At 60.8% G+C, this 24,678-nt stretch carries 22 protein-coding genes; 7 read left to right on the top strand and 15 right to left on the bottom strand.

Annotated features, from left to right (window positions below; genetic code table 11):
* Positions 1-66 precede the first annotated feature (66 nt).
* From JTJ32_RS20890 to JTJ32_RS20870, 5 genes are all read right to left on the bottom strand, one after another.
* Positions 67-1,494, bottom strand: coding sequence for a type VI secretion system Vgr family protein (locus JTJ32_RS20890; RefSeq protein ID WP_210043177.1), 1,428 nt, complete (start codon positions 1,492-1,494; stop codon positions 67-69).
* Positions 1,495-1,660: 166 nt separating this feature from the next.
* Positions 1,661-3,574, bottom strand: a complete 1,914-nt coding sequence (gene speA / locus JTJ32_RS20885; RefSeq protein ID WP_004882932.1) for an arginine decarboxylase — start codon at positions 3,572-3,574, stop codon at positions 1,661-1,663.
* A 114-nt stretch (positions 3,575-3,688) separates the two neighbouring features.
* Positions 3,689-4,060, bottom strand: a complete 372-nt coding sequence (locus tag JTJ32_RS20880) for a translation initiation factor Sui1 (RefSeq protein ID WP_099227055.1) — start codon at positions 4,058-4,060, stop codon at positions 3,689-3,691.
* Positions 4,061-4,233: 173 nt separating this feature from the next.
* Entirely contained in the window at positions 4,234-4,779 is a 546-nt protein-coding gene (locus JTJ32_RS20875) for an NUDIX hydrolase (RefSeq protein ID WP_210043176.1), read from the bottom strand.
* Positions 4,779-5,858, bottom strand: coding sequence for a DUF2333 family protein (locus JTJ32_RS20870; RefSeq protein ID WP_099227053.1), 1,080 nt, complete (start codon positions 5,856-5,858; stop codon positions 4,779-4,781). Before JTJ32_RS20870 ends, JTJ32_RS20875 begins: the two co-directional genes overlap by 1 nt.
* 403 nt (positions 5,859-6,261) lie before the next feature.
* On the opposite strand from JTJ32_RS20870, the gene JTJ32_RS20865 reads away from it, so the two are divergent.
* Positions 6,262-7,917, top strand: a complete 1,656-nt coding sequence (locus JTJ32_RS20865; protein WP_210043175.1) for a response regulator — start codon at positions 6,262-6,264, stop codon at positions 7,915-7,917.
* A gap of 13 nt (positions 7,918-7,930) precedes the next feature.
* Here the strand turns inward: JTJ32_RS20865 and JTJ32_RS20860 are convergent, their stop codons facing one another.
* Positions 7,931-8,725: a response regulator transcription factor gene (locus tag JTJ32_RS20860; protein ID WP_210043173.1), complete on the bottom strand. Its 795-nt coding sequence runs from the start codon at positions 8,723-8,725 to the stop codon at positions 7,931-7,933.
* A 120-nt stretch (positions 8,726-8,845) separates the two neighbouring features.
* Positions 8,846-9,346 (bottom strand): prepilin peptidase, encoded by a 501-nt coding sequence (locus JTJ32_RS20855; protein WP_210043172.1) that lies wholly within the window; start codon positions 9,344-9,346, stop codon positions 8,846-8,848.
* Between the two features lie 75 nt (positions 9,347-9,421).
* On the opposite strand from JTJ32_RS20855, the gene JTJ32_RS20850 reads away from it, so the two are divergent.
* Positions 9,422-9,877, top strand: a complete 456-nt coding sequence (locus tag JTJ32_RS20850) for a TadE/TadG family type IV pilus assembly protein (RefSeq protein WP_210043171.1) — start codon at positions 9,422-9,424, stop codon at positions 9,875-9,877.
* A complete protein-coding gene (locus JTJ32_RS20845; RefSeq protein ID WP_210043170.1) occupies positions 9,867-12,635 on the top strand; it encodes a PAS domain-containing sensor histidine kinase in 2,769 nt (922 codons plus the stop codon). The genes JTJ32_RS20850 and JTJ32_RS20845 overlap by 11 nt, the downstream gene beginning before the upstream one ends.
* On the opposite strand, the gene JTJ32_RS20840 is transcribed toward JTJ32_RS20845, so the two are convergent.
* The 7 genes from JTJ32_RS20840 to JTJ32_RS20810 all read right to left on the bottom strand — a co-directional run bounded on the left by JTJ32_RS20840 (position 12,632) and on the right by JTJ32_RS20810 (position 19,482).
* Positions 12,632-14,662: a pilus assembly protein TadG-related protein gene (locus JTJ32_RS20840; RefSeq protein WP_210043169.1), complete on the bottom strand. Its 2,031-nt coding sequence runs from the start codon at positions 14,660-14,662 to the stop codon at positions 12,632-12,634. The two genes, JTJ32_RS20845 and JTJ32_RS20840, sit on opposite strands and share 4 nt — an antisense overlap.
* 161 nt (positions 14,663-14,823) lie before the next feature.
* On the bottom strand, positions 14,824-15,387 hold the full coding sequence (locus JTJ32_RS20835) for a DUF4136 domain-containing protein (RefSeq protein WP_210043168.1): 564 nt from the start codon (positions 15,385-15,387) through the stop codon (positions 14,824-14,826).
* Between the two features lie 19 nt (positions 15,388-15,406).
* A complete protein-coding gene (locus JTJ32_RS20830; protein ID WP_099227167.1) occupies positions 15,407-16,030 on the bottom strand; it encodes a DUF4136 domain-containing protein in 624 nt (207 codons plus the stop codon).
* Between the two features lie 20 nt (positions 16,031-16,050).
* Positions 16,051-16,800 carry a methyltransferase domain-containing protein gene (locus JTJ32_RS20825; RefSeq protein WP_210043167.1) on the bottom strand — a complete coding sequence of 250 codons (750 nt, stop codon included), beginning with the start codon at positions 16,798-16,800 and terminating at the stop codon, positions 16,051-16,053.
* Entirely contained in the window at positions 16,797-17,102 is a 306-nt protein-coding gene (locus JTJ32_RS20820) for a MazG-like family protein (RefSeq protein WP_099227046.1), read from the bottom strand. The genes JTJ32_RS20825 and JTJ32_RS20820 overlap by 4 nt, the downstream gene beginning before the upstream one ends.
* Before the next feature lie 136 nt (positions 17,103-17,238).
* Complete coding sequence (locus tag JTJ32_RS20815) at positions 17,239-18,096, bottom strand: MaoC family dehydratase (protein ID WP_210043166.1); 858 nt, start codon at positions 18,094-18,096, stop codon at positions 17,239-17,241.
* Positions 18,097-18,126: 30 nt separating this feature from the next.
* Positions 18,127-19,482, bottom strand: coding sequence for a 3-oxoacyl-ACP reductase (locus tag JTJ32_RS20810; protein WP_210043165.1), 1,356 nt, complete (start codon positions 19,480-19,482; stop codon positions 18,127-18,129).
* A gap of 109 nt (positions 19,483-19,591) precedes the next feature.
* Between JTJ32_RS20810 and JTJ32_RS20805 the strand changes: the two genes are divergently transcribed.
* From JTJ32_RS20805 to JTJ32_RS20795, 3 genes are all read left to right on the top strand, one after another.
* Positions 19,592-20,869 (top strand): acetyl-CoA C-acetyltransferase, encoded by a 1,278-nt coding sequence (locus JTJ32_RS20805; protein ID WP_210043164.1) that lies wholly within the window; start codon positions 19,592-19,594, stop codon positions 20,867-20,869.
* A gap of 103 nt (positions 20,870-20,972) precedes the next feature.
* Positions 20,973-21,251 (top strand): hypothetical protein, encoded by a 279-nt coding sequence (locus tag JTJ32_RS20800; RefSeq protein ID WP_184323487.1) that lies wholly within the window; start codon positions 20,973-20,975, stop codon positions 21,249-21,251.
* Between the two features lie 34 nt (positions 21,252-21,285).
* A complete protein-coding gene (locus tag JTJ32_RS20795) occupies positions 21,286-22,737 on the top strand; it encodes a DUF726 domain-containing protein (protein ID WP_210043233.1) in 1,452 nt (483 codons plus the stop codon).
* Between the two features lie 7 nt (positions 22,738-22,744).
* On the opposite strand, the gene JTJ32_RS20790 is transcribed toward JTJ32_RS20795, so the two are convergent.
* Positions 22,745-23,773: a bile acid:sodium symporter family protein gene (locus JTJ32_RS20790; RefSeq protein WP_099227041.1), complete on the bottom strand. Its 1,029-nt coding sequence runs from the start codon at positions 23,771-23,773 to the stop codon at positions 22,745-22,747.
* 85 nt (positions 23,774-23,858) lie between these two features.
* On the opposite strand from JTJ32_RS20790, the gene JTJ32_RS20785 reads away from it, so the two are divergent.
* On the top strand, positions 23,859-24,662 hold the full coding sequence (locus JTJ32_RS20785; RefSeq protein ID WP_210043163.1) for an AraC family transcriptional regulator: 804 nt from the start codon (positions 23,859-23,861) through the stop codon (positions 24,660-24,662).
* The last annotated feature ends 16 nt before the right edge of the window (positions 24,663-24,678 follow it).

Below are 24,678 nucleotides of genomic sequence, written 5' to 3'. Positions count from 1 at the left end.
GCGGGCGGATAAGGCAATCCAGGCTCGGACCGCGTTGGCGCTCTATAGTTACATCACCACGATACGTTAGTAAGTGAACTCTGGTTCATCACCATCACCCGGTTCGCCGGCAGGTCGTTCGCTGTCGAGCACGACACGCGGGCTGATGAGTGTCATCCCTTCCGAGTCGAACCTGACCTGACTGGCGCCAACCTGCAGCAGCAACTCGCTGTCACGCTCCAGGTAAATTTTCGATCCGTCTTCCAGGCTCAGTCTCTGGCTTTCACCCGGTACGCTTTGCCAATCGAGCAGCAGTCGTACGCAGGGCGTGTTTTGTACGTCCTCTGCTCCCAGCAGCATCAGAGGTGTCGCGGCGCCGGAATGCAGGGTCGCGATGATCGTCGGGTTGTCCGGATTGTTGACCTTGAACTCAACGACCACCTGCACGCCGCCCCGACTCCAGAGTCGCAGTGCCGGATCGACAGGCAGCCAGCAGGTCGTATGGCGCGCATCGGGACCCTGTCGGGCCCATTCGAACTGCACCTGAACCCGTCCGTCCGGATCGCGCTCCTGCAATTCGCCCGCAGCACCCGTGAGCCAGGCACGCTGCATTCTGGCGACGACGGGCCATGGCCAGGGTGCATCCGAGACGAAGCCGGCTTCCCAGGGCGCTGCCTGAAAACGGTTCGAATAGGGCTGTCTGGTCGAGCCGCTCTTTGTTGCCTGATCGTTGAAGCGGTGTTCGACCCCGGTGATCAGCCACATGTGGTTCCAGTCGCGCTCAGGAAGTCCGGCCAGCGGCAGCAACAATCCGCTGGTAACGAAGGGCAGCGTGCTTTCACCTTGCGCACGCTGCTGCCTGCGGTCGTCCTCGGTGTTCGAGCCTGTCGGCGTCACGGCAAACTGTGTGACGCGCGGCTGATGCTCGAACTGACTCCAGGCCGCAATGGGGGCACGCCGAAACCCGCGCAGTCCATGACTGAACACCAGTTCGTGACGACGTCGGTAGTGATGGAAGTGGTAGTGAATGCTCTCTTCGGCGCACAGCCGCTGCAAGAACATCAGGTCGGACTCGTTGTGCTGAAAACAGGTTCTGCGCGTTTGGCACTCCTTTTTCAGGTCGAACCGGTAACTGTCTTTCAGCCCATGCTCCTTGAGCACCTGAGCGATGATTTGTGTCGCGCTCATCTGCTCGAAGACCCGGTGGTTGTGGCGGTGGGCCAGGCACGTCAGCCTCGGGCCAACAGTGAGCCGATAGCACGCAGGACCCTGTCGGTAATGCTCGCGTGTCGCGCCCTGAATCTGACCGTGAAACCCTTGCGGGCCACCGTTGAAGCTCAGAAAAACGGACGTGTACATCAGGCTTGCCAGATCGACTTCATCACCGCTGACCTGCAGCTGGAACACGTACGGCTGGCTGATCGCCTCGGTGGCGCTGAAGGACAGTACGCTGAAATGGCGACGCAGGCTTGCAATCTCCAGACGAAAGAAGGGTGCGCTGGCTGGGTCGGGCATGGAGTGTTCTCTACCGAAATTGCGGTCGGCGATTCTGGCGGAGAAGACCGTGCGGTAAAGAGGTGGCACGCAGAAAAGGAAGCTGCCTACAGGACTGACAGGAAGAGGCTTACATGGGGCTGTTACGGCTGGTCGTTCCCGGATGGGAACGACCAGCCGTCCAGGTTCAGGACGACAGGTAGGAAGAGCGGGTCAGACCCAGACGCAGGGCGTCGAGGAAGTAGGTGCGTTCACGCGGGGTGATCTTGGCGCTGGCAACCTTATCCCGGTAGTGGGTCATCAGTTCTTCCGGCGACAGGTGCACGTAGCGCAGCATGTCTTCAATGGTGTCGTGGGTTTCGATGCCTGCGTGGTAAACACTGCCGTCCGGGTTCTGGTAAATATTCACCGAGTCGGTGTCACCAAACAGGTTGTGCATGTCGCCGAGAATTTCCTGATACGCGCCCACCAGGAAGATACCCAGCAGGTAGTCCTCGCCTTCGTTCAACGGGTGGACCGGCATGCTTGTCTCGATGCTCTGCTCGTCGACGTATTGCTTGATCTTGCCGTCGGAGTCGCAGGTAAGGTCCTGCAGTACGGCACGGCGCACAGGCTCTTCGCCCAGGCGATGCAGCGGCAGGATCGGCAACACCTGGCCGATGGCCCAGGTGTCCGGCAGGCTCTGGAATACCGAGAAGTTGCAGATGTACTTGTCGGCCAGCTTGTCGTTGAGTTCATCCAGCACCTGACGATGCGAACGTTGACGTGCTTTCAACGAGTTGTGCAAGCGGCGGCAGACCGCGAAGTAGCACTGCTCGCCCAGCGCTTTCTGCGCCAGCGTGATCTTGCCGTCCGCGTACTGGGTCGCGATGTCGCTCATGTAGTGCGTCGCGCGCCAGTAGGTCTCGGTGACCATCTCGATGTCGGTCGGACCCAGCAGATCCACCAGCCATTGCACGGTTTCCGGCAGGCTTTCCTTGTCGGCGATTTCAGGCACTTCATCGTTGTGTTTCTCGACGTCGGTGACCTGCACCACCAGCATGGCGTGGTGGGCAGTCAGCGAACGGCCGCTCTCGGAGAAAATGTGCGGATGCGGCAGGCCCTGCGCGTCGCAGAACTCCTTGAGCATGCCGACCACGACACCGGCGTAGTCGTCCATGTCGTAGTTGATGGAGCTGGCGTTACGCGAGTGAGTACCGTCGTAATCCACGCCCAGACCGCCGCCCACATCGATATGGTCCACCGGCAGGCCGAGGTTGCGCAGTTCGCCGTAATAACGGATCGCTTCCTTGAAACCGTGCTGGTAGTCGGCCAGGTTGGCGATCTGCGAGCCCATGTGGAAGTGCAGCAGGCGAATGCCCTGATCCAGACCGGCCTTGCGGAAGCGCTCGACCACCGAGAGCAATTGCGCGGCGGACAGGCCGAACTTGGATTTCTCGCCACCGGTGTCAGCCCACTTGCTCGACGCCAGAGAAGACAGGCGCACGCGCAGACCAACCTGAGGCGCAACCTTGAGCTCGGCGGCTTCTTCGATCACCAGTTCGACTTCGGATTCTTTCTCGATGACGATGAAAACGTTGTGGCCCAGCTTCTGGCCCATCAGCGCCAGACGGATGAATTCACGGTCCTTGTAACCGTTGCAGACGATGGTGCCGCCTTTCGGGGCGAGCGCCAGCACAGCCATCAGCTCAGGTTTGGAGCCCGCTTCCAGACCAATGGAAACGTTCTGAGTGGCGATGATGTTCTCGACCACGGCTTCCTGCTGGTTGACCTTGATCGGGTAGAGCGCGGTGTACTGGCTCTGATATTCCAGACGCGCGATGTTGCTGTCGAACGCACCGGTCAACTGCCGGACGCGGTCCTGCAGAATGTCGGGGAAGCGCACCAGTAATGGCAGGGAAAGACCACTCTTGCGCAAGTCTTCGACCTGTTCGTAAAGATCGATAGGCGAACTGCCAGCCCCATTGGGACGAACTTCAACGCGACCGGCTTCATTGATCGCAAAATAACCGGCGCCCCAATGGCGAATGCCATAAACGCTGCGGCTGTCCGCCACGGTCCATTGGCTGCCATCGTCTTTGCGTGTACGTCGTACGGACATCGAAGTCCCCTATAAAGAAGTCGTAGCGCCAGCTCATAGCCGGCTGGGCGCAGTGTAAAGAGTGGAAATGACGGTATTTGTTCCGGTCAGCCGTTCGCAGGCTGACGGGTTCGGTCAACCGCCCGACTTTTTCGCCTTGAAGCCTTTTTTGGTCAATTCGGCCAGCAGCAGTTCGACGTGATCGCCCTGAATCTCGATCACTCCATCCTTGAGCGATCCCCCTGTGCCGCAACGCTGCTTCAAGGCCTTTGCCAGGTCCTTGAGCGCGTCTTCAGCCAGCGGTACGCCGGTAATGGTGGTGACCGTTTTGCCCCCGCGACCTTTGCTCTCGCGACGAACGCGGGCAATGCCGTCCCCGTCGGGAATGGCGGTCTGTTTGCAGGTGCAGTCGTCAACAGGTTGGCGACAGTCGGGGCAGTGACGCCCGGCGTCGGTTGAAAATACCAGGCCACCCAGGGCGGCGAGGGAAGCGGCTTTTTTAGCCACGGGAAATCCTCTTGTTGAGGACTGACGATGGGTCGGGCTCGCTGGAGCCATCGACCGCGAAGCCCCACTCTGGCAGGGGCAGCGCTATTGGACCGACAAGGCCGGTCCAGTTTGAAAAGGTCGCGCAGTGTAACGGCAAAACAGCCAGTTGCTAAGGGGTTGGATGCGCCAATTTACTGAACATTTGCGACCTGCTTCAGGTAGCGTTTCAAGGCGGCCAGCGAGTCGGGGCAATACAGTTTTTCCTGAGCCTGACGCAACACCTCTGGGACGGACATGAAGCGCGCTTCCATGACTTCCTCCGGCTGCAGTTTCAAGGCGCCGTCCCAGACGGCGGAAAAGACCGCGCACCAGATCCGGTTGGCCGGCTGGTCGAAGAAAAACCGTTCATGGGCCTGCAGCGCGACATCGTGCACACCCAGTTCTTCTTCCAGCTCACGAGCGGCGGATTCGGCGTAGCTTTCATGCGCCTGCACCATGCCGCCTGCTGCCACGTCCCAGTAACCGGGATAAATAGCCTTGCTCAGCGTGCGACGGTGTACGCACAACTCGCCCGCCGAGTTGAACAGCAGAATGTACGTGCCCCGGCCGATCAGACCCTGCTCGCGCAGTTCGGCCCGCGGGCGTGCGCCCAACAGCGCGTCGTGCTCGTCGACCCAGGCAATCTGCTCGGCGTCCGAGGCGGCGCGGTGCGCGGCCTCGTTCGAAGGGATCGGCATCAACCCTGGTTCAGCAATTGACGAAGGTCAATGACCGCGGCATTGGCCCGCGAAATGTAGTTGGCCATGACCAGCGAGTGGTTGGCGAACACGCCGAACGGACTGCCGTTCAGAATCATCGGGCTCCACAGCGGCTCCTGCGACGCTTCCAGTTCGCGAATGATCTGGCGCACGCTGACCGTGGCGTTTTTCTTGGCCAGTACGTCGGCAAAGTCCACTTCGATGGCGCGCAACAGATGCGACAGTGCCCAAGCCTGACCGCGTGCTTCGTAGAACACGTTGTCCACTTCCAGCCACGGTGTTTCGACGATCTCTTCGTCTACCTGCGGTACTTCACCCGGTTTGACCGAAGCGATGGACTCGGTTTTCAGCGTGCTGTTGAGCTTGACCCGGCCCACACTGGCCGACAGGCGTTGCGACAGCGAGCCCAGACGGGTTCCGACATCACCCAGCCAGTTGTTCAGGTTGTCGGCACGGGCGTAGAACAACGCGCCTTTCTGATTCGGATCGGACAGACGCGCCTGATAACGGCTCAGGGCATTGATGCCATCGGTGTACTGCGACTCGCTGGACGGCAATATCCAGCTGCGGTTGTTGAAGTTGAACAGCGGCTCTGCACGCGCCAGATCGCCGTCTTCAGCCGATTGCGACTGGGAGCGGGCAAAGTCCTTGCGCAGCGCACGGCTCAGATCGCGTACCTGCACCAGCACGCCGTATTCCCAGCTCGGGATATTGTCCAGCCACAGGCCCGGAGGCATGCGGTCGTTGGAGAGGTAGCCACCGCGCTTGTCCAGCAGTGTTTGAGCGACGCTTTTCAGGGTTTCGACCGTGGTGTAGCCGATGACCATCGGTTTGCCTTCGCGCTCGGCGGCGGCCTGGGCATTCTGCTGCACCGGGAACAGCGCAGGCTCCTTGCTCCAGTACCAGCCGACCGCCAGGCAGACGAGCAGATAAATCAAGACCAGGGCACCCAGCGCACGGCTGTAGAACAGGTTGCCCATATAGCCGCGTCGTTTGACCGATGCAGTATCAGCGGTACGCTCACCCGCGCTGCCTGCGCGGTTTTTCCAATCCAGCATGGTGGGGTCCTTTCGATCTTGAGTTGAATGCTACGTGGCGTTCGACCGTAACCTTACCTCAAGGTGCAATGAACGAGCGTATTCGAGGCGGATTTTCGTGATTGTGCCGCTGGTATTGCCCGGTAATGTCATCGCCGTCGGGCTACAGAAAACGCGCTTATCCGGGCGATTACATGTTGTCTGACAAAAAAACGGTGCATGGCTCGCCAAGACCCGATATCAGGCTCGGGCAGGCCGCAAAAACCAGTGATAGCTATTGGCTATACAGGGATAGTTATACGTAATGGCATAGCGCCACTTATTTGTTGTCAAATAAGTGACTTGCGGCACTCAGGTGTCGTATCGAAGGTGCTAGCATAGCGCCATCAACCGTTTCGCTCTGCGAACCCAAAGTAGCCTTGATATGAACGAGCCCGAAGATCCCAGCCGTGATCGCTTGAAGCACCATTTTGCCCAACGGGTCATTCATCAGGCACGTCAGATCCTTGAAACCTGGCAGCGGCTGCAAAAATCCGAGTGGTCGGCCGGTGACATGGCTGAGCTCAAGGATTCAACCTTGCGGCTGTTGCGCTTTGCCGAGCGTTTCGAGCAGACCGAGCATATCGCTCTGGCTCGCGATATCAATGAAGCGTTGAATGCGGTCGAAGCCAATCGGGGTCGTTTGAACAGCAATGTCATTACCGACCTCAATCGCTTGATGCAGCGCCTGTCGCGCACGGGGCTGCGGCACGGTGATCGTCTGGAGCAGACGGCGCTGCCGCCGCTGCGCAAACCGGTTTATGTGGTGCTGCAGGACCATGAGCGGGCAGAGCGGCTGGCCAAGCAACTGGAATTCTTCGGCCTGTCCGCGCTGTCGTTGCACAGTGTGTCGGAGTTTCAGACCGCCATGACCCACCGCCATCCGGCTGCCATTGTCATGGATGTCGATTTCAGTGGACTTGGTCAGGGCTTGAAGCTGGCGTCTCAGGTTCAGGAAGGGCTCGAGCAAAAGCTGCCGCTGCTGTTCTTCAGTCTCAATGAAACCGACACTCCGACCCGGCTCGCTGCGGTGCGTGCCGGTGGCCAGGAGTTTCTGACCGGCGCGCTGGAGGCTTCGAGTCTGCTGGAAAAGATCGAAATCCTCACCTGTGTGGCGCAGTACGAGCCTTACAAGGTGCTGATCATTGATGATTCGCGTGCGCAGGCGACGCACACCGAGCGTGTGCTCAACGCGGCGGGCATCGTCACGCGCACCTTGCTGGACCCCATTCAGGCGATGGCTGAACTGGCCGACTTCCAGCCCGACCTGATCATTCTCGACATGTACATGCCCGGCTGCACGGGCACGGAACTGGCCAAGGTCATCCGCCACAATGACCGTTATGTCAGCGTGCCGATCATTTATCTGTCCGCCGAAGATGATCAGGACAAGCAACTGGATGCGATGAGTGAAGGGGGTGACGATTTCCTGACCAAGCCGATCAGGCCGCGTCACCTGATCACCACCGTGCGCAACCGCGCCGCTCGGGCCCGCAGTCTGAAAGCGCGTATGGTGCGCGACAGCCTGACCGGGCTTTACAACCACACGCATATCCTGCAATTGCTGGAGGACTGCAGTTTTCGTTCGCGCCGCGAAGGCAAGCCGCTGTGCTTCGCGATGCTCGATATCGATCACTTCAAGAAGGTCAACGACAGCCACGGACATCCCATGGGTGACAGGGTGATCAAGAGCCTGGCGCTGTTTCTCAAGCAACGCCTGCGCAAGACCGATTTCATCGGGCGTTACGGGGGAGAGGAGTTTGCCATCGTCATGCCGGATACGGATATCCAGAGCGCTCACCAGGTGTTGGAGGAAATCCGTCACCGTTTCGCGGAAATCCACTACCCGGCGCAGCCTGCGGACCTGTTCTGCACGTTCAGCGCGGGCGTTGTTTCGCTCGGTGTGCATGATGACAGCCTGAGTCTGGCGGCCCAGGCCGACAGCGCGCTGTATCGCGCCAAGCATGCCGGCCGTAATCAGGTGCATTCGGCGCTGGTGGACGCGCCGTACCACGTCATGCTTCCTGAAATCGAAGCCTGATGTCATCCGGCTGTCAGGTCACGCTGGCGCGCTGCCATGCGCTCGTATTGCCGGGTGAAAGGGCCAGCGCCAGTTGCGTACGGTTATGCATGCGGGTCAGGCGCAGGACTTGCGAGACATAGAGTTTTACAGTGTTTTCAGTGATGCCCAGTTCGCAGGCAATCTGGTAGTTGGTCTGGCCCGTACCGACCAGCCTGGCGACATCGCGCTGGCGGGGCGACAGCCCGGCAACTATATCCGGGGTCGGCGGCTCGTGGTCGACGACAGTTTCAGCCTTTCTCTCTCCTTCAATCGAGGAGCCGGCCCGGGTCTGATCGAGATTCTGGTAAAGGTCGTCAATGGACGCTGCCAGATACTGGAGCTTTTCGTTGAGCAGCCCCAGTTGATGAAGGTTTCGCTGGCGCTCGCCCAATGCCTCGACCTGAAGCTGCACGCCTTCGAGTACCTCCTCCAGATTGACGGGTTTTTGATAGTAATCCGCGATCCCGGCACGCAACGCCTTGATGACGTCCTTCTTCTCGGCCTTGCCGGTGAGCATGATGGCTTCGAACAGGTGTTTCCTGCCGCCCGCACGCTTCATTGCTTCAACCATTTCGATGCCGTTCATGCCTGGCATGTCCAGGTCACACAGGACGATCCCGATACTGTCGTCCCGGTTGAACTGCTCCATGGCCTGCGCACTGGAAAGGCAGGGCACACAGTGATAACCGCTGTTTTCGAGGTACTCACACAGTTCTTCGACAACAAGAGGTTGATCATCCACCACCAATATCTTCAACGACGAGTCTGTGTTCACGTGCAACTCCATGCTGGTCAGCAACAGTGGGAAACTGAAGCCTGAATCCTTTCAGCGGAATTAAATGCGGCGCAGGCTGCTATGTTTCGGTCTTCATGGGCGCCTGCAAATAACCCTAGCCGTACTTTGTGATTATGTACATGGCAATAGTGCATTCTTTGATAGACGAATAATTAATACCGTTAACAGAAGTCCGATCAACAGAAAGGGGGAGAAGGGATATTTATTTGTCGTCTGCGGGGCCAGATGCAAATAACGGCGCGTAAAGTGCTGGTTTGCAAGGGGCCATAACGTAGCGACCGACACACTCCAGAGGGCGATTGCAATGCCTGCGCCAATAAAAGTGCCCAGCAGGTACAGGCTGTCCGTGGCCAGTGCAAGAGCGGTCAGAAGTTTGACATCCCCGGCCCCCAGCTTGCCCAGTGCATAGCCCGGTAAGGTCAGTGCCAGAGCGGTCAGGGCCGCCCAGCCAGCTTCGCCAAGTGCTGCGCCCAACCATGTCTGGCCGCTGTACAGGAGATAACCGGCCGCTATTATTGCCATACCCAGTGTCAGCCAGTTGGAAATTTTCCGTTGCCGCGCATCCTGCTCGGCGCACAGGCCGAACCATACAAACAGAAAAAATAAATCCATTCGGTAAAAGGCGTCCTGTTTTCCTGAAAGAAACTATGCTGATGTGAAGTCGTAAATGTCAGGGTAGACGTTGACATGAAAGCCAGCCCGCATTTTTCCTCGCCACGCAGACAACGGGGCGCTGCCGCTATCGAGTTTGCGGTGGTGTTCGTGATCTTTTTCGGCGTGTTCTACGGTGTCGTAAGTTACAGCCTGCCGCTGTTGATGATGCAGTCTTTCAATGCGGCTGCCAGTGAAGCCGTGCGTCGCAGCGTGGCGTTGAGTCCAACGGCCGTCAATTATAACCAGTTGATTGTGAGTCAGGCCGAGACGGCGGTCATGAACCATCTGTCATGGATGCCCGCTTCGCTGGGGTTCAGCAATGCCAATGTGCGGGTGACCTACACCGCCGGTGTGCTGACGACCAATATCAGTTATCCCAAATCCAGACTGGCGCAGGTCCTGCCATTTCTGACCCTGCCGGGTATCGGAGAAATACCCCGCCTGCCCGCTAACCTCTCTGCCCAAGCGAGCCTGCAACTTGTCCCTTGAGAAAAGTCGTCTGAGTCGCTGGCTGGGTCGTGCCGAAGCACCTTCCGCCCCGCAACCCATGCCGTTGATCAGCGAACCTGATCCCATCGGTGCAGATCTGTACCTGTTGCTGGACGACGACGGACGGGTGCAAAGCATCAGCCCGCATCTGGCTTCGCGGCTGGGTATCGCGGCACCCATGGCTGCGTCGCAACGCCTGATGAGCCTGCTGTTGCCCAACAGCGCGCTGGTCATTGAGGGTGTGCCGCAGGAATGGCTGGGGCATATGCTCGACCTGGACTTCAAGAGTGCCGACGCCCATACCTTGCACGCACGCGGCTGGGTTCAGGCGCACGGCAAGGACTGGCTTCTGCAGTTGCTGGACATCAGTGACCTGATGGAAGAGGCCAGTGCTGCCCGCAGCCGCCAGCAATGCCTGCGCGTGGCCGGGCAGATCGCCGAGCGTGTGCGTGTGTGCCACGTTGACCGGCTCAAGGCCGTCGTTACCGAACAGCTCGAAGAACTGGCGCAGCTCTGGCGCATACCCTGCGTGGCCCTGGTTCTGCCGGAAGCCGGCGGTGCTGGCTGGCGGGTCTATTGCCACTACAACGCCCACACAGCGCCGGAGTTGTGGCAGGCCGGCCAGCGTCTGGGCAGTGCACTGGACGCCCTTGATGCCAACGTCACGCACCAGTTGTCCTTTGGTATGGGCTCGCCGTCCACATCGCTGCAAAGCGCGTTCGCCAACGCCGATGGTTTTCTGATGCCGCACAGCCGTGAGGGCGTGGCCAGGGCCTGGCTGTTGTTCGGCTTCTACGATGCAGGACAGCAGGTGCCCGATCTGGGCGAACGGGAGTGGCTGAACCTGTGTTCGGCCTTGGCCGGGCCGGTGCTGTTCAGGCTGTCGGAGCAGCACAACCGCCATCACGTCGAACGTCTGGCCGTGCTTCAGGACCTGCTGGGTACCGGCTGGTGGGAATTGCTGCCCGGCACGGACGAGATCCTGCTGGCACCGCAGCTTGCGCGCAGCTTGCGTCTGGGTGACCGGGTCGAAAGCCTGTCGCGCCAGGATTGGCTGGCACTGATTCATCCGGCGGACCGTCAGGAACTGACCAGTCGCCTGACCCAGTTGCGTGACAAAGGTACGCCCATGCTGCTGTGCGTGCGTCTGGCTCAGGCCGATCCCGCCCAGGAAACCCTCTGGTTCCGGATCCAGGGTCAGGCCTTGATCAGTGGGCAGGTGCAGCGTGTGCTGGGTTTCATGCTTGATGTCAGCGATATCAAGAATCAGGAAACCGATGCTGCTGCCGCGCACAAGCGACTGGATAATCTGATCGCCAGTTCACCCGCCGTGATCTACGTGCAGCGCTATGACCATGGCAACCTTGAGCCGAGCTTTTTCAGTGACAGCCTGACGCCGTTGCTGGGCTGGACGCTGGCCGAGTGTGTCGAGGGCCAGCTCGCCGAATACATTCACCCTGAAGACCGCGATATCTGGTTCGAGCGTAGCCGCCAGTTGTTGCGTGAAGGATTCGTCAGCCGTCGCTATCGATTGCGCGACAAGGGCGGCAGCTACCATTGGCTGCTGGACGAAGCCCGTCTGCTGCGTGACGACCTCGGCATGCCGGTCGAGGCGGTCGGGCTGTGGCTGGACGTCACCGAGGCCACGCTGGCCGCCGAACAGGTGCGCAAAAGCGAGGAGCGCTACCGGATTCTGGTCGAGGACTCGCCCGCGATGATCTGCCGCTACACGCCGGATCTGGTGCTCAGTTTTGGTAACAAACCGTTGGCCAGCTACATGGAATGTACGCCCGAGCAACTGACCGGCATCAATCTGGGCGACTGGATGTCCGACGAGCAGCGTGAGGCGTTCATCCGCCGTATCGGCCAGCTCACGCTTGAAGAACCGATGAGCACGGAGGAAATCTGCATTGAATTGCCCGGCCGTGAATACGCCTGGTGGATCTGGGCGGATCGCGGGGTTTTCGATGAGCAGGGCAGGCTGATCGAGATTCAGGCCGTGGGTCGCGACAACACGGACGTGCGCCGCTCTCGCATGCAACTGAATCAGAGCGCCAAGATGGCCACGCTGGGGGAGATGTCGACCGGGCTGGCCCACGAGATCAATCAGCCGCTCAATGTCATGCGCATGGCGGTGATCAACGTGTTGAAGCGGCTGGGCAGAGGTGACGTGGATATCGAGTACCTCACCGAAAAGCTCAACCGCATCGACACACAGGTGCAGCGCGCCGCTAGGGTGGTCGACCACATGCGCGTATTCGGGCGGCGCTCGGAAATCGAGGAGCAACTGTTCGATCCGGCCCAGGCGGTGGAAGGCACGGTGTCGATGCTGGCAGAAGGGATGAGAGGCAAGGGCGTGCAACTGCGCATCGGCGAGATGAGCGCGCCGGTGCAGGTGCGCGGGCATGTCGATCAGTTGGAGCAGGTGCTCATCAACCTGATGGTCAACGCCCGGGACGCCCTGCTTTCGCGTCGCGAAAAGGACCGCGATTTCGAGCCCTGGATCAGTGTCGAGGTCGAGCGGGACGAAAACATCATCCGGCTTGTCGTGCAGGACAATGGCGGCGGTATCGACCCGCGCTTGCTGGAGCGGATTTTCGAGCCGTTCTTCACCACCAAGCCCGTCGGTGTCGGCACCGGGCTGGGGTTGTCGGTCAGCTATGGCATCGTCGATCAGATGGGAGGCCAGTTGAGCGTCAGCAACGTCGGCGAAGGCGCGCGGTTTCGCGTCGAGCTGCCAATCTTCAACGCCGGTTAGATCACCAGATAGGCCTGGCCGAAATTGCAGCTCAGATTGGCGCCCACATCGGCGGGTGCCAGTGTCACGCCAAGGGCCGCCAACAGCGGGTCGACGACTAAGGTCAACACGGGCTTGAGGGTATTCTCGACGATGACATCCAGCGCGCTGGTCAGGCTGCTCAGGAGGGTGGCTGCACCGGTGATCGGATTGCCCAGCGTGGTGCTCGTCGCGGGCTTGTAGACATTGACCTTGACGCCCGAGACGACGCCATCGAGAACGGTGCTGGGTTTGACCGAAGTCGCATTGGTCAGAAAGTAGGGCGGGCTGCTGATCTCCGGCAGGTTGGGCGAGCTGAACGTCGTGGTGGTCACGGCAGACGTTCCCAGAGGAGACTGGCTGACCGTATCGAAGCTGAGGCCGATGCCGCCGCCGCCGAAGGGTGTGCGGGCGGTGCAGTTGCCCAGAAGGCCCAATACCTTTTGACAGGTCATGGTTCCAATATCGACCACAGGCAGCGGTATCGCCGTGACGGCTGATGGATCGGTGCTGGCCGGAAAGGCAGAAGAGTTTGTTATCTGGCCCAGCTTGGCGGTGACCAGTGCGGCATCGGTGTGGACGGTCAAGGTCTTGATGGTATTGCTGGTGCAGGTATAGCCGGTGATGTAGCTGTCGGCGCTGGCCAGCGAGAGACTCAGGTCTATTTTGGGGCCGGTCGCTGGCGTGCCGCTGTCCAGGAATTTTATATCCGAGACCATACAGCTGGTCAGGCCCAGGCCGCAGGTCGCCGAGGTCACCACGCCCGCCAGATTCAGGTTCAAGGCACTGTTGAGAAGTGGCGTAAGACTGCCGACCACCGAGCCTGCGGTATTGGCCAGTGACGTCATGGTGCCCAGAACCGGCAGGTTGATGGAGACCAGTGCACGCATCTGTGCCGTTCTCACGTAAATGCGATTGGCACCGGTCCTGGGGTTGAGCGGGTCGATCCTGCCGGGATCGCCGATGGCGGAGAGTTGCGGTGGTTCGATGACCTGAATACGCGTCGTGACCTGAGCCAGGCCCGGTATGTTGATCTGTGTGGCAGCTGAAACGCCGTTCTTGTCATTGGCCAGCTGCGCCAGGCCCTGCACCAGATCCAGCAACCGCAGGTTGGTATTCAACGCTGCGATATCGGCGCTGCCTTGCACGGCCAGCAAGTCGCCCAGCAGAACGGTGGTTGCTCCGGCCGCAGTCTTGATGGCCTGCAAACCGGCGATGGCTGCGGTGGCGTTCAGCGTACCGCCGGGGTCCAGCACATTGATGGCGCTCTGAACCAGTTGGCTGACGGAAACTGTGGTGTTGAGCACTTGTGTGTAACCGACGGCAGTCAGGTTCAGGTCGAGCTTGAGCCGGTTCAGGTAGTTGAGCAGGTTCAGGTCGGTATTGACGAGGCCCTGCCAGTTGGCGACCCCCAGGTTCAGTGTCCCGCCCAGCAGCCCTCCGACAATCGGGTTGAGCACCGCTGCCTTGGCGCTATCGACTGTCATGGCGGCACTGCGAATGGTCAGTGCGGCCAGTGGAGACGCGCTGGCCGCGACGGCGGTGGCGCTGAGCTGAATGTCGGGTGACTCCGGTGCACTGTCAAACAGTGCAGCGATGCCGGCGGCGATGCTGCGCGGCACAGGATGACTGACCACGACCTGAATGGCCTGTGACTGCGTGGCGTCGGCGGTAAACACTCTGCGGCTCTGGGGATTCACCGACAACGTGCCGCACGTGGCGACGAGCGTGCGGCCATCGCTGCCCGGCGTGAAACCGTTGCGTATGGCGCTCTGAGTGGCGTAATTGGCAGCACTCGCGCCCATGACGCAGTTGCCCTTGCGCCCGGCAGCTTCCAGCGCCGCAACGTCAGCGATCCGTTGCAGGGAGCGTTTTTCCATGTACAGCCTGCCGCTGTCGATGACCATCAGCGTGCACAACAACGCCAGCACCAGCGTCAGCGCCGCCATCAGGCCAATTGCACCACGTTGCCGATCCTGCATCGCGGCGTAACGATTCAGGGGAGACATCAGCACTCCTTCGGCATCGCCGTCGCCCACTCACCTGTTGTCAGGGAGTGTAGTCAACGGGCTGGAGGTGTGCTGGCGTATGCACATCAAGGCGGGATCGCTGATCGTTTCAAACGCTCCGCGTCCCCGGACGAACGTTGGCACGATCGTCATGGAGCCGGCTAGCGCGGTGGATACTGCTCCAGGATTTTTGCAACGGTCGCGCGGACGGCGGTTTCACGGTCGCTCGGGTTGCCTGCGTTGTCGCCGACGATGCGTTCAGTGCTGCCGCGCCAGACCAGCTTGCCGTCCTTGCCGTCGAACAGGTCGATCTGCAAAGTCGATACCTTGTAGTCCACGCTGCGGGTTTCGGTGTTCATCGGCGCGCCCCAGTAGCCGTAGCCGCCCCAAGGGCCAAAGCCTGCGCCGTAATTGGTGCTGACCAGTTGCTGGCGGTTCTCGACGATCAGCCAGGCTTGAACCTTCAGGTCGGCATGCCCTCCGGCAGGCGCCATGCGCAGCCCGCGCTGGTCGAGTTGGTCGCTGATCGATTGACGTATGCGCTGTTCAGTCAGGTCGCTCTTGAGGCGCGGGTCATCCGGCTGATACTGCACACCGGGCTCTTTCCAGCCCCAACTGCGATAGCCGCCGAAGTCCCGCCGGGCGTCGAAATCACGATTGACCTGGTTGTTCTGACACGCAGTCATCAGCAGCAGGCACGACAACAACACAAGGCGGCGAAACATGGCAGTGCTCCGAAAGGGGTTACCGTGGGGGGTATTCGGTCAGCGCCTGTTGCACGGCCTGACGTAACGCTTTGCTGCGGTCTGACAGATCATTGCCACTGCGCGCGTCGGCGCTGGTGCTCCAGACCGGTTGCCCAGTGCGGGCATCGAACAGATTGATTTGCACCACCATCACACGTTCCTGATAAGTGCGCACCACCGGCACGCTGGCGTAACCGCCATAGCCCGGGCCGTAGCCGCGCCGATAGCCGTCGTAACCCAGACCGCCGCCGTAATACGGATCGTAATCCTCACGGACCTGGCGCAGGCGTGTCTCCTGACGGGTTGCCGCGCTGACGTACAGATCTGCAGGCGTATTGCGGGCAGGGCGCAGGCCTCGCTGGTCCAGACCGGTGCTTACCGCTTCAGCGACCTGCGCCGAATCCATCCAGGCGGTGCCGGGCGGTAACTGGCCGTTGAGCCACGCCCAGCTTTGATAGCGTCCGTAATCGCGTGGCGGAGCAGGATAGGCGCTCAGGTCCAGCGTCTGCGCCGCCTGAGGTGGGGCAGGCGGAATAGGCATCGAGTTGGCGACGTACGGATTGTTGCTCTGGCAGGCGCCGGTTGCCAGAAACAGAACGATCAAGGCGAGGCGGTGCTTCATGATGTTCTCCGCAAAAAAGGTCAGACCGGACGGCAAATCCAGTGCAGGTAACGACCCAGACCTGCGAACGCCGGATGGCGTCGGTGCGCCAGCTCCATTTCCAAAAGACCTGTCAGTTCGGCCCTGGCCTGAAACTCGACCGGCATGTAGTCGTGGAATACACGCACGCCGCTCTGGGTTTCGACTCGCCACTGTCCTTCAAGTTGCGTCGCCAGTTCCCGAGGGTCGAGTGGCTGCTGTGGCGTGAGACTCTGCTTTTCACCGGCCATGTCATTCGTGCGCATCTTGCGGAAGTGGCCCTTGAGCAGGTTGCGATAGATCAGCGCATCCCGGTTGTAAAACGCCAGGGACAGCCAGCCATCCGCTTTGGTGAGCTGATGCAGCACCGGCAGGATGGTGTGCGGCTCGGCCAGCCATTCCAGGACGGCGTGGCAGATCACCAGATCGTAAGTATCGGTCAGCCGTTCGGGCAGCGCCTGCCAGGGGGTCTGGATGAAGGTCGCCGTCTGTCCGGCCTCGGCAAAGCGCTGGCGAGCGCCCTCGAGCATCGGTTCGGCGGGTTCGGCCAATGTCACCTCATGACCGCGCTCGGCCAGCCACAATGACATATGGCCAAGGCCTGCGCCGATGTCCAGCACGCGCAGCGGCCGTTCGGGCAACGCTTCTTCCAGATCCGCCTGCAGCACCGCCAGACGAATCGCGCCTTTGGCGCCACCGTAAATCTTTTCCGCAAAACGGGTAGCCAGTTGATCGAAATGGCGGTCGCTCACTTGGCGAATCTCCGCTCGCTGTCAGCCAGCTTGCTGCGTACGACTTCGTCCATGTCCAGCCCCAGTTCGCTGCACAACAGCAACAGATAGAGGACGATGTCGCCCACTTCCTGCCCGGCGTGGGCCAGTTGGTCAGGGGACAGCTCGCGGGACTGGTCTTCGCGCAGCCACTGGAAGATTTCCACCAGCTCCGACATTTCAACACTGGCGGCCATGGCCAGATTCTTGGGGCTGTGAAATTGTTTCCAGTCGTTCTGGTCGCGGATGCGGTGCAACCGCTGGGTCAATTCGTCGAGGTTCATCATGCTCTCCTGAAGGCGCATAGCTTCAGGCTGAACCGGCTGGCAGGCAAGCAGGCTTTTGGATTTGTTCAGCCTGGATAAGGGACAGGCTGAAGAAAACGCTGTGTGTGAGAAGCGAAGCAGCACGAAGCTCTCATCACTCTACAGCAGGCTGCCAACTCCCGACCATGTGAACCAGATCCGGCTGACCTTCGAGGCGCAGTTGCCCATGAGAACCGGCCGCGCTGGCGAACAGCTTCACATCGCTGGGCAGGCGCACCGGCTTCTGGAACTGCACGGCAATGTCGACGTTGGAAGCAGGCAAATGATCATCCAGCGCGGCAAGTGTGCGTGCCTTGAGCCACATGCCGTGGGCGATGGCGCGGGGAAAGCCGAACAGCTTGGCGCTCGGCGCGCTCAGGTGAATCGGGTTGTAGTCGCCGGACACCCGCGCATAGTCGCGCCCGATGTGGGACGAGGCCTGCCAGGTGGTGTGCTCGATCACGGGTAGATAGCCCGGCTCGATGTATTCGTCCATCTCGCCGTCAAGTCTGACCCCTGTGCACAGCATGGTGCTGTCTTCTTCCCAGAGCAGGCCGACGCTGTCTTCGATATGTGTCACCAGCTTGAAGGTCACGCCTTTGCGATGCGGACGCAGGTCGGTGGCCTGCACGCTGACGTAGAGCTGGCTGATGCCGCCAAGCGGGCGATGGATGCTGATCCGGTTGGCGATGTGGACCAGCCCCATCAGCGGGAACGGAAAGTCCCTGGAGGTCATCAACTGCATTTGCAATGGAAACGCTAGAACATGGGGATAGGTCGGTGGCAACAGACTGCTGTCCTGGAAGGCGCAGACCTTACGATAGGCCGCCAGCTTGTCGGCATCCACCGATACCCAGCTACGCAAGCCCAGGTCGGGCAATTGCGTGCCCGTGACCTTGCGGCGCAGCGCTGCCTGAAAGAACAGGTTCGGCAGCGGTTGCAATGCATCCAGATAAAGCCAGTGGGCAGTCATCATCCTTCTCCTTGAACTCGATGCGGGGTCTTACGCCCCGATCACGCTTTGACCACAGACACGCAGTACCTGACCGCTGACCGAGCCGGTGCCTGGCTGGCTGAACCAGGCCACGGCTTCGGCGACATCCTGCGGCGAACCGCCCTGACCGAGCGAACTCATGCGCCGGCCAGCCTCACGCAGGGTGAAAGGCATTTCGGCGGTCATTTTGGTTTCGATGAAGCCCGGTGCAATCGCGTTGATGCTGATGCCACGGGATTTGAGGCCCGGTGCCATGGCGCGTGCGTAACCGATCAGACCGGCCTTGCTCGTGGTGTAGTTGGTCTGACCCCGATTACCCGCGATGCCGCTGATCGAGGCCATGAGCACCACGCGAGCGTTGTCATTCAGGACGCCGTGATCCAGCAGTGCCTGTGTCAGCACTTGGGGCGCGTTGAGGTTGACGGCCAGCACCGAGTCCCAGAAATCTTCGGGCATGTTGACCAGCGTCTTGTCGCGGGTGATGCCTGCGTTGTGCACCAGAATATCGATGCCACCTTGCAGGTGCTCCAGTAACTGGCCAGCCGCATCCGGGGCACAGATGTCCAGCGCCAGGGCTTTTCCGCCGAGGCGTGAGGCCAGCGCTTCCAGATCGGAGCGGGCCTGGGGCACGTCCAGCAGGATGACCTGAGCGCCGTCACGGGTCAGGGTTTCGGCGATCGATGCGCCAATGCCCCGCGCCGCGCCCGTTACCAGTGCCTTGCGTCCGGCCAGCGGACGGCTCCAGTCCTGCACCTGCGAGTCGCAATGCGTAAGATGCAGAAACTGGCCGGAGATGAACGCGCTCTTGGGGGTCAGGAAGAAACGCAGCGCGCCTTCCAGTTGATCTTCGGCGCCTTCATCCACCTGCAGCAGTTTGACGGTCGAACCGTTGCGCAGCTCTTTACCCAATGAACGGCTGAAACCTTCTATCGCCTGCTGGGTGCTGGCCGCCAGCGGATCTTCAAGCGCTTGCGGCGACCGGGTGAGGATCACCACATGCGCGCAGGTGTCCAGGCAGCGCAGCAGCGGCTGGAAGAAATCGCGCAGCTGCCTGAGCTGATCGGTTCTTAACAGCGTACTGGCATCAAACACCACAGCCTTGAGCCTGGGACCCTGGTTGGCGACCCAGGCGGTTGCGCCGGGCATGTCACTGCCGAAGCTGTACAGCGAGTCGGTCAGGCGATGGGCAAACCCTCGAACCTGATCGGCCAGCGGGCCTGCGCTGATCAGCAGCGTGCCTTCGATGGGCCGCAGGCGTCCGGCCTGCCAGCGCTCCAGGCGTGTCGGAGTCGGCAGACCGACGGCTTTCACCAGGCGACGGCCTACGTCGGAATTGGCGAAATCGATATAGCGATCTGACGGCATGGAACACTCTCCTCGGGTCGGGGTTCAAAGGAATGGACCACAGCCGAACGACGTTTGTTCTTGCTCATCTACGCTGTTCATCCATCCGTTTGAAGAAAGGAAGTGTTCCATGACGCAGACTCGCCGGGTCGCCATCGTCGGTGGCAATCGTATTCCGTTCGCCCGCTCCAATGGTCCGTACGCCACGGCCAGCAATCAGGACATGCTCACCGCAGCGCTGGAAGGCCTGATCGAACGCTTCAACCTGCACGGGCTGCGCATGGGCGAAGTGGTAGCTGGCGCGGTGCTCAAGCATTCCCGCGACTTCAACCTGACCCGCGAATGCGTATTGGGCTCCCGGCTGTCGGCGCAGACCCCGGCCTATGATATTCAACAGGCCTGCGGCACGGGGCTTGAAGCAGCGTTGCTGGTGGCCAACAAGATCGCGCTCGGGCAGATCGAGTGCGGCATCGCCGGTGGCGTGGATACCACATCCGATGCGCCGATCGGGGTCAACGAGGAGCTGCGCAACATTCTGTTGCAGGTCAATCGCAGCAAGAGCACAGGCGACAAGCTCAAGGCGCTCATGCAGTTACGTCCGCACAACCTCAAGCCGGAGCTGCCGCGCAATGGCGAGCCGCGTACCGGCCTGTCGATGGGCCAGCATTGCGAATTGATGGCGCAGCACTGGGGTATCGAGCGTGCGCCTCAGGATCAACTGGCGCTGGAAAGCCATCAGAAGATGGCTGCCGCCTATGCCGAGGGCTGGCAGGATGACCTGATGACCCCGTATCTGGGGCTCAATCGCGACAACAACCTGCGCCCTGACCTGACACTGGAAAAACTTGCGAGCCTCAAGTCAGCCTTTGAACGCAGTGCCAGAGGCACTTTGACGGCGGGCAACTCCACGCCCCTGACCGACGGCGCCTCGGTGGTGTTGTTGGCCAGCGAAGAATGGGCCAGGGAGCGCGACCTGCCGGTGCTGGCTTACTGGCGTGATGGCGAAGCGGCAGCGGTGGATTTTGTCAGGGGCGAGGAAGGCCTGCTGATGGCGCCTGTTTATGCCGTGCCGCGTCTGCTGGCCCGTAATGGTCTGACGCTTCAGGACTTCGATTACTACGAAATCCACGAAGCCTTTGCGGCTCAGGTGTTGTGCACGCTCAACGCCTGGGAAGACGCCGATTACTGCAAGACGCGCCTGGGGCTGGATGCGCCGCTGGGAGCCATCGACCGCAGCAGGATGAACGTCAAAGGCAGCTCGCTGGCTGCCGGTCACCCCTTCGCCGCGACCGGCGGACGGATCGTCGCCAATCTGGCCAAACTGCTGGACGCCGCAGGCAGCGGGCGCGGTCTTATTTCCATCTGCGCAGCGGGCGGGCAGGGCGTGACGGCGATTCTGGAGCGCTGACACCCGTCATCACGCCGATGGCAATAGACCGGGGTCGTCGGCATAATCGACGACTGCGGGGCTTCAAGGCCTTGTACGGTTTTGCAGCATGGACGGGTGAAGGATGGGACTCATTATTGGCGTGGCGGTACTCCTGATTCTGGTGGGTACCTTGCTTTACCTGTTCGACAAGGGTTCCAGATCCCGCTGGCTGCGTCCTTACATCGGGCTGGTGCTGATTGGTCTGTTGATCGGCGGCATGGGCCTGTTGATCGGTCTGATCTCCGAAGACGTCGAACACTATTTCATTCTGGTCGCCAAGGTCGTCATCTCGCTGACAGGTGTGGCGTTCTGCCTGCGGCTCATCATGCTGATCGCCAAGCGGTTCATTGTCAGAAATTGAACGGGAGCGCCACGGTCAGGCGAAACAGGACAACGTGGACAATCATTTCAAGTTTCTGACGTTGCCCAAACCCTCGGGCAGCGTTGCCAATATCTTCATTCATGGCTATTCGTCGGGGCACGACCTCAATGACCGACGCCTGCTGGCCAACAGCATTCCGGCGGCGCTACGTCAGAGTGTGAACATTCTGGCGTTCTGGCCATCGAGCCATTTCACGCAAATGGACAATCGCTCCCGTGGCCTGCTGGTGGCCGCCGCCCGTATGCACCCACTGGCCGGTGCCGCTGCGCTGGCAGGGGATCGCGCGTACCACTTTTCACGCATCCGCTCCCGCGCCGAAGCCATGGGCAAGGTGCTGCTGGCGCAACTGGACCGTTACCTGTTCGAACAGCATCCGGACGTGACGCGGGTCAACCTGATCGGCCATTCGCTGGGCGGACGGCTGCTGATCAGTGCGCTCAAGGGGCTGGACCGGCCGCCGGAGCACGGCCTGGTGATCGGCGATGTGCTGCTCATGGCCGCGGCGGTGCGTATTTCAGCGGACGACGCCAAGGTCCTGAAACGGCGTATATCCGGGCGGTTGATCAACGCCTGGTCCAGCGAAGACCATGTGCTGTTGCTCAATCTGGGCGAGAAGAGTCTGGGGCGCGGGCCGGTCGAGCACTTCGAGAACGTCTACATGCAGGGATATCGCCACCACCATTACTGGAACCGTCTGCAGGAAGTGCTGATTGCTACCTGTTTCAGCGGCTGCGAAGGCATGGATCTGGACGATGTCGCGTTGCAACTGACGAATCAGGACCCGGTATTGCAGGACACCTATCTGCACAGCGTGCTGGCCCGCTCACCGGATCATCTGCTGGACGCGGCGATCAGGCACTTGCGCACCAGTCGCTGGACGCAGCTCAAGGACTCGGAAGAAGACCGCACCTACGCCTTCGTCCGCGAATTCCAGCTGGTCGCCGGTCACTGTGTGGTCAACGCGGCGCGCCGTCGCGGCATCTCGTATACCCGCGTACTCGGCATGCTGGCGCGGCAATACGATCTGGGCGATGCGTTGCATCATTGCGCCACAGTGGTCGAAGTCGAAGAGTTGTTGCTCAAGACCTTCTTTCAACATGCCTTCACCGCCGCACACCCGCTGGCGGAGATGCCGCTCGCCAGTGTCAGGGCGATGCCGTGGGAGGTGTACGCCCGGCATGTCGATACCCTTGCCGAACGTCTGACGGTAGGGTCGATCTTCAAGCCCGCAGGCAGCGAGGACCTGCCCGTTGAATCGGCGAGCCGTTCAGTCGCCACCCTTGAACCGCCCGAGCGTCGGCCCGGTTCGTTGAAGGGTCTGCTGGCGGCGATTCGTCAGGCACCTGTTCAGCGCGTGCTGACGCGCTTCAGTACGGCGCTCAAACCCGGTTATTCCGCGCTGATCCCGACCGTAGCGATCGTGTTCTACGCGCGCGTGACCCTCGACGACGACGCGCTGATGTAGCGCGTCCTCATGCGGCCCGCGCTTCCTCCAGCGCCGCTTCCGACAGTTGCTGGCGATGACGGTTGGCGTAATTTTCGGCGATGACCGAGCAGACGATCAGTTGCATCGGGTGGTAGATCATGATCGGCAGCAGAATCAGGCCCAGCCCGGGATTGCTGCCGAAAATCAGCGCAGCCATCGGCGCACCGGCGGCCAGCGACTTTTTGGTCGCGCAGAACACCGCAGCGACCTTGTCCGCGTGATCGAACTTCAACAGGCGTGCAGTGCGGGTGGTCATCAGCAAGATAACCGCGAGCAGCACGGCGGTGCCGATGAAGGCAGTCAGGATTACGCTGTTGCCCTGGCTCTGCCACATTCCGGAAATCATCGAATTGCAGAAGGCTGCGTAAACCAGAAGCAGAATCACCAGCTTGTCGATGATGTTGGTGTATTTCTTGTGACGGGCGAAGAATGTGCCCAGCAATGGCCGCAGCAACTGGCCCAGCACCAGCGGCAGCAACAGCAGGGCGCTGAGATTCAACAGCGTGTCACCCAGATCGATCCCGCCCGCGCCACTGCCGACCACCAGGCTGACCAGCCAGGGTGTGATGAAAATCCCCAGCACGCTGGACATGCTGGCGTTGAGAATCGCTGCGGGGACGTTGCCGCCCGCGCTGCCGGTGAGGGCGACGGACGAGGAAATGGTTGAGGGCAAGGCGCACAGGTAGAAGAAACCCAGCATCAGCAGCGCCGGAACATGCGAGCCCAGCAGTTGGTCGCAGGCCAGCCAGATAACCGGGAACACCACGAAGGTGAACGCCTGAATCATCACATGCAGTCGCCAGTTGCTCAGGCCCTTTTTGATCTGCTCGCTGGACAGATTGACTCCGTGCAGAAAGAACACCACGAATACGCCGACGTTGATGACGTATTCGGCATGCATGCTGCCGCCGGTCGCGCCGAACCTTGGGAAGAAGTACGCCAGCACTGTGGCCAGCACCATGCCCCACAGGAACCAGTCGGTGGCGACGCGCTTGAAATGTTTGAGTGATTGCATCGAACGCTCGGGTCACTTTTGTAAACAGAGATGTGCGCAGGCTACTCTGTCGACCAACAGCCGTCTTGCGACATAAGGTCATAACATGCCTTCCAACGGACAGATTGACCGCCGCTCGCTCGAGGGGCAGCGGCAGATACCGGCGCTTGCGGATCTGCCGCGCCCTGTATACGCGCGTGCCGAAAGCCTGGGTGCGGGCTCCTGGACACCGTTGCACCGTCATGAGTGGGTGCAGTTTTCCTACGCTATCAGTGGGGTTCTGGGTGTGCATACGGCCGAGGGCAGCTTCTTCGCGCCCCCGCAATGGGGCGTGTGGATACCGGCGGGTCTGGAGCATGAGGTGGTGACGTCCATGCGTGCCGAAATGCGCAGCCTTTACATCCGCCGCGAAGACTCCCGCTGGGCACCCGAGCGATGCCGCGTGTTGGAGGTCACGCCGCTGGCGCGTGAGTTGATCAAGCATTTCTGCCTGCTGCCTGCGAGCTATCCCGAGCACGACAGCTCTGAATCGCGTCTGGTGCAGGTGTTGCTGGATCAGTTGGCGCACCTGCCGGAGATCGGCTTTTCGTTGCCACTGCCTCGCCACACTCGCCTGCTGGGGTTGTGCAATGAGTTGATCGAGGCGCCTGATCAGGTGATCTCGTTGCACGATTGGGCCGAACGTCTGGGCACTTCGGAGAAAACCCTGATGCGCCTGTTTCAGCGTGAAACGGGACTGAGCTTTCGTGGCTGGCGTCAGCGAGCGCGGCTGTTGTCATCCTTGAATGCTCTGGAAGCGGGCAGCAGCGTGACCAGCGCGGCGCTCGCATGTGGCTACGATTCCACCTCTGCTTTCATTGCCGCTTTCAAAGGGCTGTTCGGTCATACGCCTGGCGAGCTCTTCAAATAGTGCAGCCCTTTTCAAG

The organism is Pseudomonas alliivorans (assembly GCF_017826695.1).
In the GTDB taxonomy this organism is placed as follows: domain Bacteria; phylum Pseudomonadota; class Gammaproteobacteria; order Pseudomonadales; family Pseudomonadaceae; genus Aquipseudomonas; species Aquipseudomonas alliivorans.
The sequence above is the reverse complement of the archived record's forward strand: the minus strand, read 5'-3'. Positions and strand labels throughout refer to the sequence as shown.

Excerpts from the sequence above, each read along its gene's own strand:
- JTJ32_RS20890 (WP_210043177.1), bottom strand. The coding sequence starts at position 1,494 with ATGCCCGACCCAGCCAGCGCACCCTTCTTTCGTCTGGAGATTGCAAGC.
- speA (WP_004882932.1), bottom strand. The coding sequence starts at position 3,574 with ATGTCCGTACGACGTACACGCAAAGACGATGGCAGCCAATGGACCGTG.
- JTJ32_RS20875 (WP_210043176.1), bottom strand. The coding sequence starts at position 4,779 with ATGCCGATCCCTTCGAACGAGGCCGCGCACCGCGCCGCCTCGGACGCC.
- JTJ32_RS20870 (WP_099227053.1), bottom strand. The coding sequence starts at position 5,858 with ATGCTGGATTGGAAAAACCGCGCAGGCAGCGCGGGTGAGCGTACCGCT.
- JTJ32_RS20865 (WP_210043175.1), top strand. The coding sequence starts at position 6,262 with ATGAACGAGCCCGAAGATCCCAGCCGTGATCGCTTGAAGCACCATTTT.
- JTJ32_RS20860 (WP_210043173.1), bottom strand. The coding sequence starts at position 8,725 with ATGGAGTTGCACGTGAACACAGACTCGTCGTTGAAGATATTGGTGGTG.
- JTJ32_RS20855 (WP_210043172.1), bottom strand. The coding sequence starts at position 9,346 with ATGGATTTATTTTTTCTGTTTGTATGGTTCGGCCTGTGCGCCGAGCAG.
- JTJ32_RS20850 (WP_210043171.1), top strand. The coding sequence starts at position 9,422 with ATGAAAGCCAGCCCGCATTTTTCCTCGCCACGCAGACAACGGGGCGCT.
- JTJ32_RS20840 (WP_210043169.1), bottom strand. The coding sequence starts at position 14,662 with ATGTCTCCCCTGAATCGTTACGCCGCGATGCAGGATCGGCAACGTGGT.
- JTJ32_RS20835 (WP_210043168.1), bottom strand. The coding sequence starts at position 15,387 with ATGTTTCGCCGCCTTGTGTTGTTGTCGTGCCTGCTGCTGATGACTGCG.
- JTJ32_RS20830 (WP_099227167.1), bottom strand. The coding sequence starts at position 16,030 with ATGAAGCACCGCCTCGCCTTGATCGTTCTGTTTCTGGCAACCGGCGCC.
- JTJ32_RS20820 (WP_099227046.1), bottom strand. The coding sequence starts at position 17,102 with ATGAACCTCGACGAATTGACCCAGCGGTTGCACCGCATCCGCGACCAG.
- JTJ32_RS20815 (WP_210043166.1), bottom strand. The coding sequence starts at position 18,096 with ATGACTGCCCACTGGCTTTATCTGGATGCATTGCAACCGCTGCCGAAC.
- JTJ32_RS20810 (WP_210043165.1), bottom strand. The coding sequence starts at position 19,482 with ATGCCGTCAGATCGCTATATCGATTTCGCCAATTCCGACGTAGGCCGT.
- JTJ32_RS20805 (WP_210043164.1), top strand. The coding sequence starts at position 19,592 with ATGACGCAGACTCGCCGGGTCGCCATCGTCGGTGGCAATCGTATTCCG.
- JTJ32_RS20800 (WP_184323487.1), top strand. The coding sequence starts at position 20,973 with ATGGGACTCATTATTGGCGTGGCGGTACTCCTGATTCTGGTGGGTACC.
- JTJ32_RS20790 (WP_099227041.1), bottom strand. The coding sequence starts at position 23,773 with ATGCAATCACTCAAACATTTCAAGCGCGTCGCCACCGACTGGTTCCTG.
- JTJ32_RS20785 (WP_210043163.1), top strand. The coding sequence starts at position 23,859 with ATGCCTTCCAACGGACAGATTGACCGCCGCTCGCTCGAGGGGCAGCGG.